The 16,257-nt window shown below is 67.0% G+C and carries 16 protein-coding genes; 6 read left to right on the forward strand and 10 right to left on the reverse strand.

Annotated features, from left to right (window positions below; genetic code table 11):
• Positions 1 to 67: 67 nt before the first annotated feature.
• The gene (locus tag FHS28_RS21135) at positions 68 to 448 is read right to left on the reverse strand and encodes an H-NS histone family protein (RefSeq protein WP_088453894.1); all 381 of its coding nucleotides are present in this window, start codon (positions 446 to 448) and stop codon (positions 68 to 70) included.
• Positions 449 to 675: 227 nt separating this feature from the next.
• Here FHS28_RS21135 and FHS28_RS21140 point away from each other — a divergent pair, with 227 nt between their 5' ends.
• On the forward strand, positions 676 to 1,194 hold the full coding sequence (locus FHS28_RS21140; protein WP_088453893.1) for a hypothetical protein: 519 nt from the start codon (positions 676 to 678) through the stop codon (positions 1,192 to 1,194).
• Positions 1,195 to 1,406: 212 nt separating this feature from the next.
• Positions 1,407 to 2,138, forward strand: coding sequence for a GntR family transcriptional regulator (locus FHS28_RS21145; protein WP_184295347.1), 732 nt, complete (start codon positions 1,407 to 1,409; stop codon positions 2,136 to 2,138).
• Between the two features lie 119 nt (positions 2,139 to 2,257).
• Here FHS28_RS21145 and FHS28_RS24785 read toward each other — a convergent pair whose 3' ends face one another.
• Genes FHS28_RS24785 through FHS28_RS21165 form a run of 4 tightly spaced genes read right to left on the reverse strand, consistent with a single transcriptional unit; the run spans position 2,258 to position 5,645 of the window.
• On the reverse strand, positions 2,258 to 2,518 hold the full coding sequence (locus tag FHS28_RS24785; RefSeq protein WP_375140789.1) for an oxidoreductase-like domain-containing protein: 261 nt from the start codon (positions 2,516 to 2,518) through the stop codon (positions 2,258 to 2,260).
• Between the two features lie 23 nt (positions 2,519 to 2,541).
• Positions 2,542 to 3,318 (reverse strand): hypothetical protein, encoded by a 777-nt coding sequence (locus FHS28_RS21155; RefSeq protein WP_088453891.1) that lies wholly within the window; start codon positions 3,316 to 3,318, stop codon positions 2,542 to 2,544.
• A 34-nt stretch (positions 3,319 to 3,352) separates the two neighbouring features.
• Positions 3,353 to 4,399, reverse strand: a complete 1,047-nt coding sequence (gene rtcA / locus FHS28_RS21160) for an RNA 3'-terminal phosphate cyclase (RefSeq protein ID WP_088453890.1) — start codon at positions 4,397 to 4,399, stop codon at positions 3,353 to 3,355.
• Between the two features lie 28 nt (positions 4,400 to 4,427).
• A complete protein-coding gene (locus FHS28_RS21165) occupies positions 4,428 to 5,645 on the reverse strand; it encodes an RtcB family protein (protein ID WP_088453889.1) in 1,218 nt (405 codons plus the stop codon).
• Positions 5,646 to 6,073: 428 nt separating this feature from the next.
• Here FHS28_RS21165 and FHS28_RS21170 point away from each other — a divergent pair, with 428 nt between their 5' ends.
• Entirely contained in the window at positions 6,074 to 7,342 is a 1,269-nt protein-coding gene (locus FHS28_RS21170) for a glycosyltransferase (protein ID WP_088453888.1), read from the forward strand.
• Between the two features lie 108 nt (positions 7,343 to 7,450).
• Here the strand turns inward: FHS28_RS21170 and FHS28_RS21175 are convergent, their stop codons facing one another.
• A complete protein-coding gene (locus tag FHS28_RS21175) occupies positions 7,451 to 8,362 on the reverse strand; it encodes a DUF2145 domain-containing protein (protein WP_246410426.1) in 912 nt (303 codons plus the stop codon).
• Positions 8,363 to 8,578: 216 nt separating this feature from the next.
• A complete protein-coding gene (locus FHS28_RS21180) occupies positions 8,579 to 9,049 on the reverse strand; it encodes a hypothetical protein (RefSeq protein ID WP_088453886.1) in 471 nt (156 codons plus the stop codon).
• A 249-nt stretch (positions 9,050 to 9,298) separates the two neighbouring features.
• Here FHS28_RS21180 and FHS28_RS21185 point away from each other — a divergent pair, with 249 nt between their 5' ends.
• Both FHS28_RS21185 and FHS28_RS21190 read left to right on the forward strand, forming a co-directional pair.
• Positions 9,299 to 10,363 (forward strand): tartrate dehydrogenase, encoded by a 1,065-nt coding sequence (locus tag FHS28_RS21185; RefSeq protein ID WP_088453885.1) that lies wholly within the window; start codon positions 9,299 to 9,301, stop codon positions 10,361 to 10,363.
• Between the two features lie 2 nt (positions 10,364 to 10,365).
• Positions 10,366 to 11,295: an alpha/beta fold hydrolase gene (locus FHS28_RS21190; RefSeq protein WP_088453884.1), complete on the forward strand. Its 930-nt coding sequence runs from the start codon at positions 10,366 to 10,368 to the stop codon at positions 11,293 to 11,295.
• 114 nt (positions 11,296 to 11,409) lie between these two features.
• On the opposite strand, the gene FHS28_RS21195 is transcribed toward FHS28_RS21190, so the two are convergent.
• On the reverse strand, positions 11,410 to 12,267 hold the full coding sequence (locus FHS28_RS21195) for a LysR family transcriptional regulator (protein WP_246410427.1): 858 nt from the start codon (positions 12,265 to 12,267) through the stop codon (positions 11,410 to 11,412).
• A gap of 300 nt (positions 12,268 to 12,567) precedes the next feature.
• On the opposite strand from FHS28_RS21195, the gene FHS28_RS21200 reads away from it, so the two are divergent.
• A complete protein-coding gene (locus FHS28_RS21200; RefSeq protein ID WP_246410447.1) occupies positions 12,568 to 13,422 on the forward strand; it encodes a DMT family transporter in 855 nt (284 codons plus the stop codon).
• A gap of 7 nt (positions 13,423 to 13,429) precedes the next feature.
• Here FHS28_RS21200 and FHS28_RS21205 read toward each other — a convergent pair whose 3' ends face one another.
• Both FHS28_RS21205 and FHS28_RS21210 read right to left on the reverse strand, forming a co-directional pair.
• Positions 13,430 to 14,446, reverse strand: a complete 1,017-nt coding sequence (locus FHS28_RS21205) for a XamI family restriction endonuclease (RefSeq protein WP_088453882.1) — start codon at positions 14,444 to 14,446, stop codon at positions 13,430 to 13,432.
• Positions 14,443 to 16,152, reverse strand: a complete 1,710-nt coding sequence (locus FHS28_RS21210; RefSeq protein WP_246410428.1) for a class I SAM-dependent methyltransferase — start codon at positions 16,150 to 16,152, stop codon at positions 14,443 to 14,445. Before FHS28_RS21210 ends, FHS28_RS21205 begins: the two co-directional genes overlap by 4 nt.
• Positions 16,153 to 16,257: the final 105 nt, after the last annotated feature.

The following is a 16,257-nucleotide window of genomic DNA, read 5'->3' on the forward strand; positions in this document are numbered from 1 at the left end:
GGGGCAAGGCTGATGGGCCGCATGGCTGGCTCCCTGGAGGGCCAGCCGCGGCGCCATCAAGCGGTGATCAACGGATCAGCAGGTCTTCGGCTTTTTTGCCGCTGGCCAGCGCATCCTTGAACCAGTTGGGACGCTTGCCCACGCCGGTCCAGGTGCGGCCGGCGCCGTCGTGATACTTGGGCGAGCCCATCGAAGGACGGCCCGCGCCGGCTGCCTTGCCAGCGGCTTTGCGACCCGGCTTGGTAGCGGTAGCAGCCTTGCCTGCACGGCGACCGCGGCCGCCACTCTTCACGCCCGGGCCAAACAGTTCTTCGGGCGTCAGACCGTAATGGTCGATGGCTTCGCGAATGCGGGCCACCACGCCGGAGATCTCCTTGCTGCGAAGCGATTCAGCTTCTTTCTGGAGTTTTTCGATTTGACTGAGAACTTGCTTCAACGATTTGGGCATTGATCTACTCCGGATCAAGCGACGGGCCTCAGGCTCTGTGCCGCATTTGCCTCCCAGGCGGGACTTTATCGCGTTTGGGAATGCAAGTGGAATCGCGTTGTCGCTTGTGGGAAGTCAATGTGCTGATTCATGCACGTCGGCGGATACAGACATCGAGCCGACATCAGTCCTTGACGTGATCGAATCATTTCAGAATGCCGCCTCCATGCTGATTCCTGGAGGCATGCATGAACGATTCGCTGACGCCCCGCTTATCGCCGCGCTTGGTGCTGGTAACGCCGCATTCGAACGGCGACACGCTGCCCCGCATTCACGGGGGATGGGCCAGTGAGATTCTGGCGGTACGAGCCGCGCTGGTGTCGCAATGCTGCCGGGAGGCGCCGCCGCCGTTGAGTGCCGCCTGGGCGCAGCCATTGGAAGCAGCCTGGCGGCTGCTGCGCAGCAGCGTGCTGCTGGCGTCTCCCGTCAGCATTGCAGAACAGGAATGGCGATTGCGCCTCGTGGTCCTGGGCAGGCTCGCGGGACCGTCCAGGGGGCTGACAGCCGACTTGCTGTCGCAGGGCGATCGCGAGTTGACCGAACGCCTCGGTGCCAGGCCACCCACCGTGGATGCACAGCAGCGGCTTTCTTTGATGCAACAGTGGATTCACGCGCTGAAAGCCGACGATCGACCGACGCTGCTGCAGACGGCGCTCCACCAAATCGAGTTAGACAATCACGAGTTGAAGGTATTCGCAGGCCTTTGACTACCCAAGCAGGGAGTGCCGATCGGTCGCCGAATTGATGAACAACAATCTTCACTGAAGCGCGCCTGGAGAAGGCGCTGCAAGGGCGATCCGGATGTTTACAGTAGTCGGCCCGATTGCCGCCCCACCCCTTCATGGCCTCGTCTTCTCCACGTTTCCCGCGTGCTCCGCGCCACCCGGTTTCTGACCCGCCCGATACTGAAGCGGAAGGGGTGCCTCCGTCACCCCGACCGTCCGAACTGCCGTTCTTTTCGCCCACGCACCCGCCGATCAATACGCCGACCTATCTCCGGTTGCGGCTGCAGATTCGCGACGACATCATGAGCGGGCAATGGCCCCTGGGCAGTCATCTCACCTTGCGTGGCCTGGGCGCTCATTACCGGGTCAGCAATGTGCCGGTGCGGGAAGCCCTCCTGCAATTGCAAGGGGACGGCCTGGTGGAGATGCGGATGAATCTCGGCGCCACCGTGACGCAGGTCGATGAGGTCTGGCTTCGCGAATTTCTGTCGGTGCGGGATGCGTTGGAATCCATGCTGACGCGCAATGCCTGTGAACGTCACAAGGTCGAGCAATTGGCGCTGCTGGGACGGCACCAGCGGACCTTCGCCAAAGCGGTACAGGCGGAAGACTGGGAAGCCATGTTTGCGGCGGAACGGGTCTTCACGGAGCGGCTCTATGACACCGGCGGCAATGCGCATGCGCAATCGCTGCTGACGCCGCGCAACTGTCTGCTCGAAGCGTTCCGGCGGTCTCATCCGCCCCTGGCACCGATTGATCCGCCGCGTTGGGCGCAACGGCTGCTGTTGCTGTGTGAAGCCATCAGCCTGTCGGATGCGGACGCGGCCTGCCAACTGGTCTCACAGCATCTGGCGGCGCTTCGATTGCATCTGTCTCGATTGCTGCGGGCGCCGCAGCGATGGGCAGGCCGTTCGACGAATCGATGACGGACGAATCGATGACGGCGTGGCGCTGAGGACGGATTGCAGGGCACGCATCGCCGGCACGGAGCGTTGAAATTGCACAACGCGAGGCTCCGTTGCACTGCGCCCGCGAGGGTGGCGGGTCAACACCCGGGATGGCGTTCCCGCCAGGCGCGCAGGGCCTGTCGATATCGGTCCATCTCCAGGTCATGGAGATCGAAGATGCAGGGGTCGCAGCCATTGCCGCAGCAGGCATCGAAATCAGGTTCGGGCGGCGGCGTGGGCATCGGGTCCGCCTGCTCGTCAAGCGCCTGGGCGGCTGTCTGGGCAGAATTGGGCGCCGCATCGGATGCAGCATCAGGTGCAGCGCCAGGGGCGGCGGGCGGTACTTCCGGAGCGGTCATGCCCGAATTGTGCCGTGAGCGCTTCAGTCGCCGGCGATACCCGTCACCAAGGACCCCGCAAGCCATGCTTTCGCCTCCAGCGGGTGGGAGATCTCCGCCGCCTCCAGGGACCAGGAGACGTCGCGCACATCCACGCCTTGTCGCCACAGCCAGTCCTTGGCGGCCGTCAAACGCGAGCGTGTGTTGCCCAGCGAATAGGGATGGCGGCGAAACGCCTGTTCGGCGCCATCCAGATCGTTCAGCGCCAGACGCGCGGCGAGCGGCCATCCGCCGCCCGCGCCGCTGGTGGCGTAAGCGGGCGCATCCGCTGCAGCCGCCAGCCCCTGAAGGGTCAGCGGTCGGTCGAACAGCGGCCACGCATGGTCCTTCGCCAGGGTCGCAAGCGTCTCGGCCAGCACCTCCGCGGGCACCGGGCGGGCGCGCCGGAGTCGGCCGTCGTAGCCCCAGCTGAGGCCCTCCGGCAGGGGGCGGCCCACGGCACCCATCTCCGACAGGCGCACCATGCAGGCCAGGTGACTGGCGAAGTCGGGCACTCGCCACGCCAGTTCGGGCCGATAGGCAAATTCCCGCACGCCGTGCAGCAGCTGAATCAGGGCCGGCACCTTCACCGTGGCCTGCATCCAGCAGGTGCGACATCCATACTCGAAGCCGAAGGTGATGGCCTCCAGCCGTGGCAGGAGGTCATCGTCCGTTCGGCGATGGAAGACGTTGCCGATGCGTGCGAAGCCCAGCGGCTGCAGCGCCGACTCCAGCGCGGGCCAGAGCACATCGACCTGTCTGATGGCATTGAATCGGGACATGGTGGGCGCGGATGGGGAGTCTGGTCACGGTCGATCAGGCGGCGACGGAGGGGCGAATCCCGACGCGCCAGCCCGCATCCGTGTGCTCAGTGGACACGCTGACCGGCAGGAAGGTCTGAATCGTTTCCAGATTGGTCCTTGCATGCAGCGTCAGCTCGGTGGCGGTGTAGGCCGCCGGCACGCCGCGGCGCCACACCGCCAGCGCCAGCGGCAACATCCACTGATCAGCCAGGTGAGGGCCGACGGCACCGGGCAGCTGCTGGTAGTCCCGCAGTTCCTTCACCAGACGCTGTGTCACCGTTTCCGCAGAGACGCCCTTGTCGCCGAGCTGCATGAACACCTCAGTGACCGCCTCGTACTGCAGCGTGGCCAGCAGGGCATTGCCCGGCCCTTCGTTCTGACGGACGATGGCGATCTGCCGCGGATCAAACGTCCAGCCCATCAGCTCACACAGCAGCTCCAGCTCCCGCTGCGGCACGTGTCGCGGCAGGCCCGGCGCCAGACACTCCGGCTCGGCGGACCGCAGGGCGCCCCGGTCGATCAGGTCAAACGGCTGCAGCGTGTGTGCGGCCGGCTGCACTTGCACGAGGACCTCGCCGCCACCGGCCGGATAAAAACCGGCACGGCGGAGCGTGAGCGTGGCGGTCGCCCCCAGACGTTCCATCAGCGGCGCGAAGGCGCGCGCCAGGAAGTGGAAGGGCGGTGCCATCGGGTTGTGTGTGCCTCCGGACAGATGCAGCGTGGACGGGCCGTCCGCCAGCATCAGCGCTGGCCAGACCGTCTGCAGCACCAGCAGGCAGCTGCCGGCGGTGCCGATCGGGAACTGGTACTCGCCGGCCCGCACAGGCCCGGGCGCGAACTGGAGCTCCCGGGATCGCAGTTCATCCCCCTGCACCTGCGCGCCGCTGATCTGCGCGGCGGCGCGCACGCAGGCCAGATGCTGTCGCATCAGGCCGGGTTTGGGTCGCCCCGCGCGGATGTTTTTCAGCGTGAAGGCTTGGCCGGTGCACACCGACAGCGCGAGCGCGGTGCGCAGGATCTGGCCGCCGCCCTCCCCGGCGGCTCCGTCGATCTCGATCATGGTTGTCTTTCTTTTTGTGAACTGCTCATCATCCCTTGACGCACACCACCTGCTTCAGGGTGTGCACCACCTCCACCAGGTCCTTCTGGGCTTCCATCACGGCGTCGATGTCCTTGTAGGCCATCGGAATCTCGTCGATCACATCGGCGTCCTTGCGGCACTCCACGCCCTCGGTCGCCTTGATGTGGTCCTGCACGGTGAACATCTTTTTGGCCTTGGTACGGCTCATCACACGCCCGGCGCCGTGGCTGCAGCTCTCGAAGCTCTCCGGATTCCCCAGACCGCGAACGATGTAGCTGCGCGCACCCATGCTGCCCGGGATGATCCCCAGCTGCCCACGCTTGGCACTGACGGCGCCCTTGCGGGTCACAAACACCTCTTCACCGAAGTGCTGCTCCTTCTGCACATAGTTGTGGTGGCAGTTCACCGCTTCCACGTGGGATTCAAATGGCTTGGGGATCACCTGACGCACGGTGGCAATCAGGTTGGCCATCATCACCTCACGATTGCGCAGCGCAAACTTCTGGGCCCAGGAGACGGCGCGCACATAGTCGCCGAAGTACTGCGCACCTTCTTCGAAATAGGCCAGGTCCTTGTCGGGCAGATTGCGCTGATTGCGCTCGGCATCCTTCTTGGCCAGCTCAATGAAATGGGTGCCGATGGCGTTACCCACACCACGCGAGCCGGAGTGCAGCATGAACCAGACGAAGCCGGCTTCATCCAGGCAGACCTCGATGAAGTGATTGCCGGTTCCCAGGGTTCCCAGGTGCTTGCGATTGTTGGTCTGCTTCAGTCGCGGATGGATCTCGCACAGGGCGTCAAACTCGTCCGCCAGCGTGCTCCAGGCCTGATCCACCAGCGCCGGCGGCGTGTCCCAGGCGCCATTGTCACGACCGCGGTTGCGGGGCGAGAAGCCGTGCGGCACGGCGCGCTCGATGGCCGAGCGCAGGGGGCCGAGGTTGTCCGGCAGGTCTTCTGCACGCAGGGTGGTCTTGGCGGCCATCATCCCGCAGCCGATGTCCACGCCCACAGCGGCGGGAATGATCGCCTTCAGGGTGGGGACCACCGACCCCACGGTGGCGCCAATCCCCAGATGGACGTCCGGCATGGCGGCCACATGCTTGAACACCACCGGCAGACGGGCGGTATTGGACAGCTGCTGCATCGCCTCAGGCTCCACCGGGACGCCGTTCGTCCACATCTTCACCGGCACGCCGCCGGAGACTGCTTCAGTTTTGTAATTCATGTTATTGCTCTCTGATTTGGTGCCAGCCATAGCGCAAGGGCTGTGCCAACGGCGTCATGGAGGGATGTAGGTCACTCGCAAGTCGTTGATTTAAAAAGAAAAATTGACGCAAAGTGGGTGGGCGCGATACGCCGAGGTCGTCTTGGGTCACGGCTCGGAATGATCATTTGCGCTAGTCAGCTTAGCTAAATGGCTGGTATCGCCGGATACGTTTTGACGTGCCCGCACCCCCCATAACCCGGGAGAGTCATGTGCCCTCTTCAGGGGATTGCCGCAAAGTCCAGCAACTATCATGGTGCGCGCAGCACCACGACAGGGCAGATTTGACAAAAAGCGGCTGACAAACACGCCAACGCCCCGCACACGGACACCTGAATTCGCCGGACCCCGCGCCAAATCCGGGCGGTCCGGGCACGGAGATTTGAAGCATGAAGATCGCCTATCTGATCAATCACTATCCGAAGGTCAGCCACACCTTCATCCGCCGCGAGATCATCGCGCTGGAGCGTCAGGGCGTGGACGTGCTGCGCGTGGCGGTGCGGGGCTGGGACGACGCCGCCCCGGATCCTGTGGACCAGCAGGAAAAGACCCGCACCCATTACCTGCTCCGCGGCGGCCTGAAGCCGCTGCTGGGCGCGACGGTCTCCGAGGCACTGCGTGCGCCGGTGCGTTTCTTCAAGGCCCTGGGCCTGGCCCTGCGGTTGGGTCACCGTGCCGACCGTCCGATGCCGCTGCATCTGGTCTACCTGGCCGAAGCCTGCATGGCGCTGCGCCTGCTGCGTGAGCAGAACATCAGCCATGTGCATGCGCACTTCGGCACCAATTCCACCGAAGTGGCGCTGCTGATTGAAGCCCTGGGCGGCCCGGGCTACAGCTTTACCTGCCATGGCTCGGAAGAATTCGACAAGCCCGAGTCGCTGCACCTGGGCGAAAAGATCCGCCGCGCCCGTTTTGTGGTGGCCATCACCTCCTTCTGCCGCAGCCAGGTGTATCGCTGGGTGGACCATGCGCACTGGCCCAAGATCCAGGTGGTGCGCTGCGGCGTGGACCCGGCCTTCCACACCTTCGAGCCGGTGCCGGCCAGCGGCAACCGTTTGGTGGCCGTGGGACGCCTGTGTGAACAAAAGGGCCACCTGTTGCTGCTGGAAGCGGCGGCGCGCCTGGCGGCCGACGGCGTGGACTTCGAGCTGGTCCTGGCAGGCGATGGCGAACTGCGCCAACCGATCGAAGCCCGCATTGCCGAACTGAAACTGCAGCGCCATGTGCGTATCACCGGCTGGATCGGCAGCGACCAGGTCCGGGAAGAAATGCTGGCCGGACGTGCGCTGGTCGTCTCCAGCTTTGCCGAAGGCCTGCCGGTGGTCGCGATGGAAGCGATGGCGCTGCGCCGTCCGGTCATCAGCACCGCCATCGCCGGCATTCCGGAACTGGTGGTGCCCAAGGAGAACGGCTGGCTGGTGCCGGCGGGCGACCCGAAGGCCCTGGCGCGCGCCATGGCGGAATGCCTGGCCTGCGACGACGCCACCCTGCACCGCATGGGCGAAGCCGCCCGCACGCGTGTGATGGCCAGCCACGATGTGGACCAGGAAGCCGCCCGCCTGGCGGTGCTGTTCCGCGAATACGTGCAGCCGGAAGCGGCTCCGGCGGCCGCGCATACGCCTGCCCACGGCGTGCCGGTGGGCGGTCACGGCGACTGACGCCTGGCTGCGCCGGCGTCAGCTTCCGCGGCGTTGGCGGTTTCGCCGCCCCCGCCTCCCTTCAAGCCCTTCTAGCTCTTCAGCCCCTTCGGGCCGCGTCGGTCACCGTCAGTCCAGGGTCCGCACCTCGTCCTGCGCATCCACCGGGCGGCAGTCCTCGCCCAATGGGGACCAGCCGCGGTGCACCACCACCTGACGGTCACGCAGGCATAGCTCCACCCGCTGGGCGGCGGGCACCTGCTGCTGCAGAAACGCCTCCAGCGCCCCGGGCAGGCTGACCCGCAGGCGCAGCGCATAGAGATCCTCCAGCGGATGGTCGTCCATGTGCAGCAGCGGGATCCACTGGCCGATGAACATCAAGCCATGGGAGCCCACCTGAATGTCGGTGGGCGCATAACCGGCACTGCGCAGCCAGCGCTGGGCATGCTCGCGGTTGTAGCCCGTCGCGGAAAGCTCTGGGACGGCGAATGACGGATCCCACGCCGCCGCCATCATCTCGGCGATCCATTGATTGCAGTTCTGATAGGTCAGGCCAAACGCATAGGCATTGGCGCTGTAGCGCGGACTGAGCAAGGACAAGGCTGTGGGCGCGTCCCGCACGCGATCGTGTAACTGCTGCTCAGCGGCCCGGGCGGACGCAGGCAGCGTCACGATCGACACGACGTGAGTGCCTGCCGACCGACCCGCCAGCAGGAAGGCTGCGAGCCCTTGATCGAAGAGCCGCGGCCGCGACTCATCGCAGACGTAATAGAGCTGGCGCACCGACCAGGCGCCGGCCGGGTTGTCCTTCAGTGCCATGCCTGCATGGGAATACCGCAGACCGAAGCGGCTCAGGTCCGTGCCGGCGCGTGACACCAGCGCCGTGCCTGCGCCACTGGCTTCCAGCTCTCGCACGACCAGCGCGGTGAAGCGCAGGATCAGGTCCTGATCCGCTGCCGAGACGGCCTGACTTCGCTCACATAAGCCGAAGGACTGCGCCTGGGCGGCTGCTGGCAGGCCGAGCACGCCCGCGAACGCCAACCCGGCGACCAGTCTCCATCTCCACGGGCGATTCCGCTGCGAGGCGGCCAACGGCGTGAGGTGCAACGGGCGGAGGGGCAGGCGCCTTGTCGGCCGCATTCGCATCCGCAATGGCCATCCCACGGGCAGTCGCCGCGCGCCTGCGCTGCTGCGCGCCTTCAGCCCGGCCCAGCCACGCCACGACATCACGGTCCTACAGCGAGGCGTGTGCGCCGGTCAGGCCTTGAGCATCTGGGTGCGCATCTGCTGACGCCACCCATCCTCCAGCACCAGGAAGAAGGGGCGCTGGGACGCATCGTCAGAGAATTCCAGGCCGTAATCCCGCTCTTTCACCCGCACCCGCTGGCCGGCGGCCAGGGGTTGCTGCGCCAGTGCCTGGGCCGGCACATAGAGGTTGAAGGTCTGCATCGCATCCGGCGACACACCTTCATCGGCGGCCAGAGCCACCTGCATCATGCCCGGCCGGCCTTCTGCGGCCGCGACCTCGACCACTCGGTAGCGGCCCTGTCCGACCTTGCGATCGTCCTTCTTGGAGCTGTTGCTGGACGCACCGATCGAATCGGACACGCTGCCCGACGATTCCGAGCCCGCGCTAGACGCGGAAGACACGAAACTCTCCGCCTGGACGGCGGTTGCGGCGGCCGCCAGCAGGGCGGCGGTGGCCAGGGAGGTCAGGCGGTAGCGCATGGTGTGCAAAGTCGCAGTGGCAGACCCGGCCATTGGAACAGAGCACGCCTGAGGACGACATGTCTGCGACGTGTTCAGCCTGTAGAAGTTGTGACCATCCGCGCCAACAGGCCTGTGCGCAGATCGACCGCCCCACCATGGCGACCCCCTTTTGCACCGGCAGCCGTTGATGCAACACTCGAAGCTCCCCGGCCCCGTGCCCGCGAGCCCTGGTGGCGCTTTCGTCAATCACCGATTCTGGAAGTTTCCATGACCAAGACCTACAAGATCGCCGCCATTCCCGGCGACGGCATCGGCAAGGAAGTCTTGCCCGAGGGCCTCCGGGTGCTGGAGGCGGTTTCGCGCCGCTTCGGCATCCAGCTCGAATTCACCCACATTGACTGGGCCAGCTGCGACTACTACCAGAAGACCGGCCAGATGATGCCGGACGACTGGCGAGCGCAGCTGCAGCCGATGGACGCCATCTACTTTGGCGCCGTCGGCTGGCCGGCCAGCGTGCCGGACCATGTCTCCCTGTGGGGCTCGCTGCTGAAGTTCCGCCGCGAGTTCGACCAATACATCAATCTGCGCCCGGTGCGCCTGTTCGAAGGCGTGCCCTGCCCGCTGGCCGGTCGTCAGCCCGGGGACATCGACTACCTCGTGGTGCGTGAAAACACCGAAGGTGAATACACCAACCTCGGCGGCGTCATGTATGGCGGCACGGACCGGGAGATCGTCATCCAGGAATCGGTCTACTCCCGTTTCGGGGCCGACCGGGTGCTCAAGTACGCCTTCGAACTGGCCCAGCAACGGGACCGCAGGCACCTGACGGTGGCCACCAAGAGCAACGGCATTGCCATCGCCATGCCATGGTGGGACAGCCGGGCCGATGCGGTGGGCCAGGCCTATCCGTCGGTGACGGTGGACAAGCAGCACATCGACATCCTCACCGCCCGCTTCGTGCTGCAGCCGGGCCGCTTTGATGTGGTGGTCGCCTCCAACCTGTTTGGTGACATCCTCTCCGACCTCGGCCCGGCCACCACCGGCACCATCGGCCTGGCGCCTTCCGCCAACCTGAATCCGGAGCGCAGCTTCCCCTCGCTGTTCGAGCCGGTGCATGGCTCGGCACCGGACATCTACGGCCGCAACATCGCCAATCCGGTGGCGATGATCTGGTCCGGCGCGATGATGCTGCAGTTCCTCGGTCACGAAGACGCGCATGACGCGATCCTGCAGGCGATTGAACGCACGTTGATCGAGGGCCCGCGCACGCCGGACCTGGGCGGCACGGCCAGCACCACCGACATGGGCCGTGCCATCGCCGAGCGGATCTGATCATGGGCCAGCCACTGCAGAACGCCCCGACGACGTCCGAGCTGTTTCCCGGCTTCCGGGACCAGACCGTTCGCACCGACGACGACGTGCACATCCGCGTGCGAGTGGGGGGCGAGGGCCCGCCGCTGCTGCTGCTGCACGGGCATCCCCAGACGCATGCACTCTGGCACAAGGTGACGCCGGATTTGGCGCGCCACTTCACCGTGGTGCTGGCCGACCTGCGTGGTTATGGCGACTCGTCCAAGCCGGCAGGCCTGCCCGAGCATGAGAACTACAGCAAGCGGGTGATGGCGCGGGACATGCTGCGGGTGATGCAGTCGCTGGGGCATGCGCGTTTCCGGGTGATGGCCCACGACCGTGGCGCGCGGGTGGCCCACCGGCTGGCGGCCGATCATGCGGACGCCGTGCAGCGACTGGTGCTGCTGGACATCGCCCCCACACTGGCGATGTACGAGCAGACGACTGAAGCCTTTGCGCGGGCGTACTGGCATTGGTTCTTCCTGATCCAGCCCGCGCCGCTGCCGGAACGGTTTCTGCTGGCGGACCCGGAAGCGTATGTGCGCGAGGTGATGGGCCGCCGCGGTGCGGGGCTCTCTCCGTTTGATCCGCGTGCGCTGGCGGAGTACATCCGATGCGCCCAGCTGCCGGGCACGGCCCACGGTCTGTGTGAGGACTATCGCGCCTCGGCCGGCATCGACCTGGTCCATGACCGGGAGGATCGGGACCGCGGACATCGCTTGCGGATGCCGCTGCTGGCCCTGTGGGGCGACCAGGGCGTGGTGCAGCGCTGCTTTGATCCGCTGGCCGAATGGCAGCGGGTGGCCGATCAGGTGCAGGGCGCCGCGCTGCCCTGCGGGCATTACATCGCGGAGGAAGCGCCGGAAGCGCTGCTGGCGGCTGCGCTTCCGTTCCTGCGCCAAGACTCGGCCTGACCGGCAACTTGGCGGATAGGCACGAGCCGCGAGCGCGGCTCGGTGAAGGGTCTGCCATCATGCCGGTCAGGCCACGTCGCCGGGCGACTCCATTTGCCCTGGCGCAGCAGGCGCTCAGCCCGCCTGCCGCAGCGTCTGCACCAGCATGCGGTGGAGCCGGTCCACCGCCTTGGATCCCTTGGAGGCCGCGCTGCGGTACACCGCCACTTCCATCGGCGCCAGCGGACCCAGGCCGTGCGCGGCCCCCAGAATTTGCAGATGCGCCGGCGCACTGCACTGCGTCAGCACGGCGACGGCCAGCCCGCTCTCCACCGCGGCGATCTGGCCCGCCAGGCTGGAGCTGTTGTAGACCACCTTGTACGGCCGCCCCTGCACCGCCAGCGACTGCAGCGCACTGCGCCGGCCCAGGCTCTCGGGCTCATACACCGCAATCGGCAGGGGCGTCCGCTGCCAGACCTCGAACTGCGGCGACCCGACCCACACCATCGGTTCATGGAAGAGCAAGGTGCCGCGCCGGGCGTGGTCGCGGGAGATGAGCGCCAGATCCAGGTCGCCGCTGGCCACGCGGGGAATGAGGCGGGTGGATTGCTCACAGTCCAGCTGAATCTCCACACCGCCGTGACGAGGGGCGAATCGCTTGAGCACCGGTGTCATGTAGCGGCTGGCGTAGTCGTCCGGCACGCCCAGCCGGATGAGGCCGGACAGGGATTCGCCGTGCAGCGCCGCCTGGGCCTCGGCATGCAGGTCCAGCATGCGGCGGGCATAGCCGAGCAGTGTCTGCCCCTCATCGGTGAGCTGCAGGTGCCGGGTGCCGCGCTCCAGCAGGCGGCTGCCCACGGCGGCCTCCAGTTTCTTGAGCTGCATGCTGACGGCCGATTGAGAGCGGTTGAGCTCCGGCCCGGCAGCGGTGAGCGACCCGGCGTCCACCACGGTGACAAAGCACTTGAGCCAGTCGGTCTGCAGGTCCTGCATGGATTCGATCATCGAATGGACGTGCGGCGAATTATGCGCTTGTCACCGAGAAATCCCTGCCGCACAGTCCGGGGCATCATGCCGTCCATGTTGTCCTCCGATATTTCCAAGACCGGCGCTGCCGGTGCGGGTGGCGCTGGTTCAATGACCGGCACCGGGTGCGCGGTCGAAGCGCTCCCGTCGATGGCCCACGGCCTTGCGTCTTCCCAGCCGCAAGCGCCCTCGCCTGCTTCAGCGGCGTCCAGCGCCGCGAGTGCATCTGCGCTGCCCGGCGCGCTGGACGCACGCGCCGTGTCCATCATGACCCTGCTGTGCTTCACCTGGGCGCTGCAGCAGATCTCCCTCAAAGCGGTGTCCGACCAGATCAGCCCGATGCTGATGGTGGCGCTGCGCTCCCTCGTGGCCGCCGTGCTGCTGGCGGCGCTGATGGCGTGGCGCGGAGAGCGGCTGGCCCGCGCACGTTATGGCGCCGGTGCGGCGGTGGGCACCCTCTTCGCGATCGAGTTCCTCCTGGTGGCGGAAGCGCTGCGGCTCACGGCAGCCGCGCATGTGGTGGTGTTCCTCTACACCGCGCCGTTGTTCGCGGTGTTGGGTCTGCATCTGCTGCGGCCGGAAGAGCGACTGGTTCGTGGGCAGTGGATCGGCGTTGCGCTGGCCTTCGGGGGCACGGCCCTGGCGTTTCTGGGCGGTCAGTCCACCAGCCCCAGCGGAAGCAGCAGCCTGCTGGGCGACGTGCTGGCGTTGCTGGGCGGTGCGGCGTGGGGCGCGACCACCATCACCATCCGCACCACTTCGCTGAGCCAGGCGCCTGCGTCCGAGACCCTGCTGTATCAATTGCTCGGCGCGGTGGCCTGGCTGCTGCCCGCGGTGTGGATCACCGGGCAGTCGCATGTCGAGCCGACCTTGCGGGTGTGGGCCCATCTGGGCTTTCACAGTGTCGTCGTGTCGTTTGCCAGCTTCCTGGCCTGGTTCTGGCTGATGCGGCATTACCTGGCGTCGCGGCTGGGCGTGTTCTCTTTCCTCACGCCGCTGTTCGGGGTGTTGCTGGGCGCATGGCTGCTGAAGGAGTCGCTGACGCCGACCTTCCTGGGCGGCAGCGCGCTGGTGCTGGCCGGCATCGTGCTGGCGGGGCGGGCGGCCAAGGCCCGGCGTTGATACCGCGTCAGCGGGCCCGGTCGAGGAAGTCCGCCAGGGCGTCGATCCGGTGCCACCAGAACAGGTAGACGCCCTGCGCCTGCGCCTCCATCACCTTGGCGGGCTTGAACACACCCCGCAGTGCAGCGGCGACGAGATTGGAGCGGCCGAACTGCTCGTACCAATCGCCGGCATCCGCCACCACTTCCTTGTTGAGGCGCTTCTCGCCATTCACCGTGCTGTTGGACGCCTTGCACTCCACCGCGAGCAGCCGGCCATCCCACAGCATCACCACCAGATCGGCGTTGTGCTTGCCCAGCTTGCACTGGCGCATGAACACGCCGCGTGGCGGCAGCATGCCAACATCCGCAATCCCGCCGCGCGGCGCGGGGGCCCGGGTGTAGCCCTTGTCGATCAGCAGCTGTTCCAGTCGGCCTTCCAGCTGGTCACGTTCGTCGCTGCGGCGGCGGGTGTAGACCGTGTTCATGCTGATCAGCACGGCGGTCGACATGATCGCTGTGTGACGCTCCGTCTCGGTGGGCGCGCGGCCCTGCAGCACCCAGGGGAAGCGGTGCGGGTCCAGGGCGGCCAGCAGCAGGCGGCCGATCTCATCGGCCAGGGCCTGGTGCTTGCGAACGGCCGTCTTGTTGACGCTGGCGTCGAGCAGGGTGTCCAGGTCGTCCTCGGAGATCGGCGGCGCGGCCAGCGCGCGCAGCGCCTGGAACTGCAGCTTGTGGCCGACGATGGCAGACAGCAGTCCGGCGTCCGCACCGTTGGCCTCACCAAAAAGGTCCATCGTCTGGCCTATGGCTGAGAACGAGGACGGCGTCGGTCCCACCAGCAGGCGGTCCAGCGCATCAATCACCAGCGTTGCGGCTTCCACCGCTTCCGGATAGACGCCGTTGTAGTCCTTCAGCGGGTCCAGCAGCCGCCGGCTGCGGAACTCGGCGCGCGCCTCGCGGCAGTCGTCCTGGATCCGATCCAGGGACGCCAGCTCCGGCAACGCGCGAGACGGATGCAATCCAGACGCCATGATGCGGCTCATGCCAGCAGGTCGCGCGGCAGCAGGATACGCATCGCCTCGGACGGTTCAAACTTGGTCAGGCCGCCGGCATACACCCGGCCGCCCTCGATGCTCACATTCGCATTGAGCCATTGCACCAGCCGGCGCAGTTGGGCCTCGCTCATGGGTTGGCGCGGATACAGCCCATGAGCCACATTGATCAAGCGCGCGCCCGCCGCATTGAAGGCAAAGGCGGGCGGACGTCGTCCCATGTAGGTCATGACGATCGGGGCCGGGTCGCGCAGGTGGACATGCCACCAGGGCTTGCGATGTCGGGCGATGTAGCCCTCATGCGCGCCCTGCGACTGGGCCCATGCAAGGAAGGTGTCGATGGCCCGGCGGTGTGCCGCGGGCAAGGGGGCGAGATCCCGCGGCAGGCAGACCACGCGGCGCAGGGTCTGCAGGGGGCCGATTTCCTGCCCGGGCGCGGCGGAGATGTCCGAGGCATCGGTGATGCTCGGCACCAGATAGGCCTCCGGCAGGGCGGGTGCGCCGGGGCCATGCACCCACACGCGATTGAGCCCGGTGACCTGCCCCCGCGACACCTGGAACAGCTCGCCCAGTTCCATCTGCCCTGGCTGCCGCGCCGGCCGGCCGCCGCGCAGCAGCACCGACCACTTGCGCTCCTGCCGCGCGGTCTCCCGCGGGATCTCGCGGCCCGGGGGCAAGGTGAGCAGCTCGGCCGGGGCCTGGATAGACTGGAAGCGCAGCGGCGCATCGGCTTGCGTGGCTTCAGGGGAGAAACAGGTGATGGCGGCGGACACCATCGCGTCCTCGAACACCTGCAGTTCCGGCGCCACCACATGGATCTCGGTGCCGCCCAGGCCGTTGGCGAGCATGTCGCGAAGCGCCTGGCCGTAGTTGACGTCCATCCACTCCGCGGCGGTCACGAACACGCCGAAGTCGCCGGGCACGGCGAGCTGGCGGGTCTTGAGGAAGAAATGCAGATGCAGCCCGGCAAGCTGGCTGCCTTTGAGTCCGGCGTGCGTCAGACAGTAGGCATACCAGGTCTTCCAGCCGGGGCTGATGTCGTGGTGCCGCACATAGGGCGGATTGCCGATGAAGAGGGTGGGGCCATCCACCGGTGCCAGGGACAGCTCCCGGTAGTCGCCCACCAGCACGGCGGCGCGGTGGGACAAGTCTGCCGCGGCCAGGTTGGCGCGCAGCAGCAGGGCCACCAGCGGATCTTTTTCGACGGCCACGGCTTCGGCCTCGGGGAAGGCGCGCAGGCCGGCCAGGGTGTAGCGGCCGGACCCGGCGCCGGGGTCTACCAGCCGCGTCACCTTCCGGCCCTGGCGCAGCGCCCAGTTCACCATGCCCTGCACCACGGGCGCCGGGGTGAAGGTCTGGCCTTCCGGGCGGCGGGTGGTGGCGTGGAAGAGGCGGCAGAACAGGGCGCCGAGCGGGTCGTCGCCGCGGCGGATGGCCTTGGTCAGGGCCTGGAGCTGCGCAGCGTCCTCGCAGGCGGGCACCGTCTGCAGCAGCTGCTGCTCGGCCTCGGTGACCACCGCGTCGCCGATCAGGGCCTTGGCCAGCGCCAGCAGCGTCTGGGCGGTGGCGGACGGCTCCAGGTCGAGCGCATTCGGCGCGTTCAGCGGATCCGCCGGCGTGGAGCCCGAAGTCCGCTGGGTCGGCCCAGCGGTCAGCCCGCGTGTCCGGCCAACGGTCGTGTCTCTTACTGCGGGCAATCCAGGCAATCCAGGTTGGAAAAGGGTTTGCGCAAGGGCCTCGGCGCGAGGGCCTTGGCGCCATCGGCCGGCGATCCACGGTAGCGATCCACGGTAGCGATCCAG

The sequence above is a fragment of the Roseateles terrae genome, from assembly GCF_014192155.1.
Taxonomy (GTDB): domain Bacteria; phylum Pseudomonadota; class Gammaproteobacteria; order Burkholderiales; family Burkholderiaceae_C; genus Roseateles; species Roseateles terrae.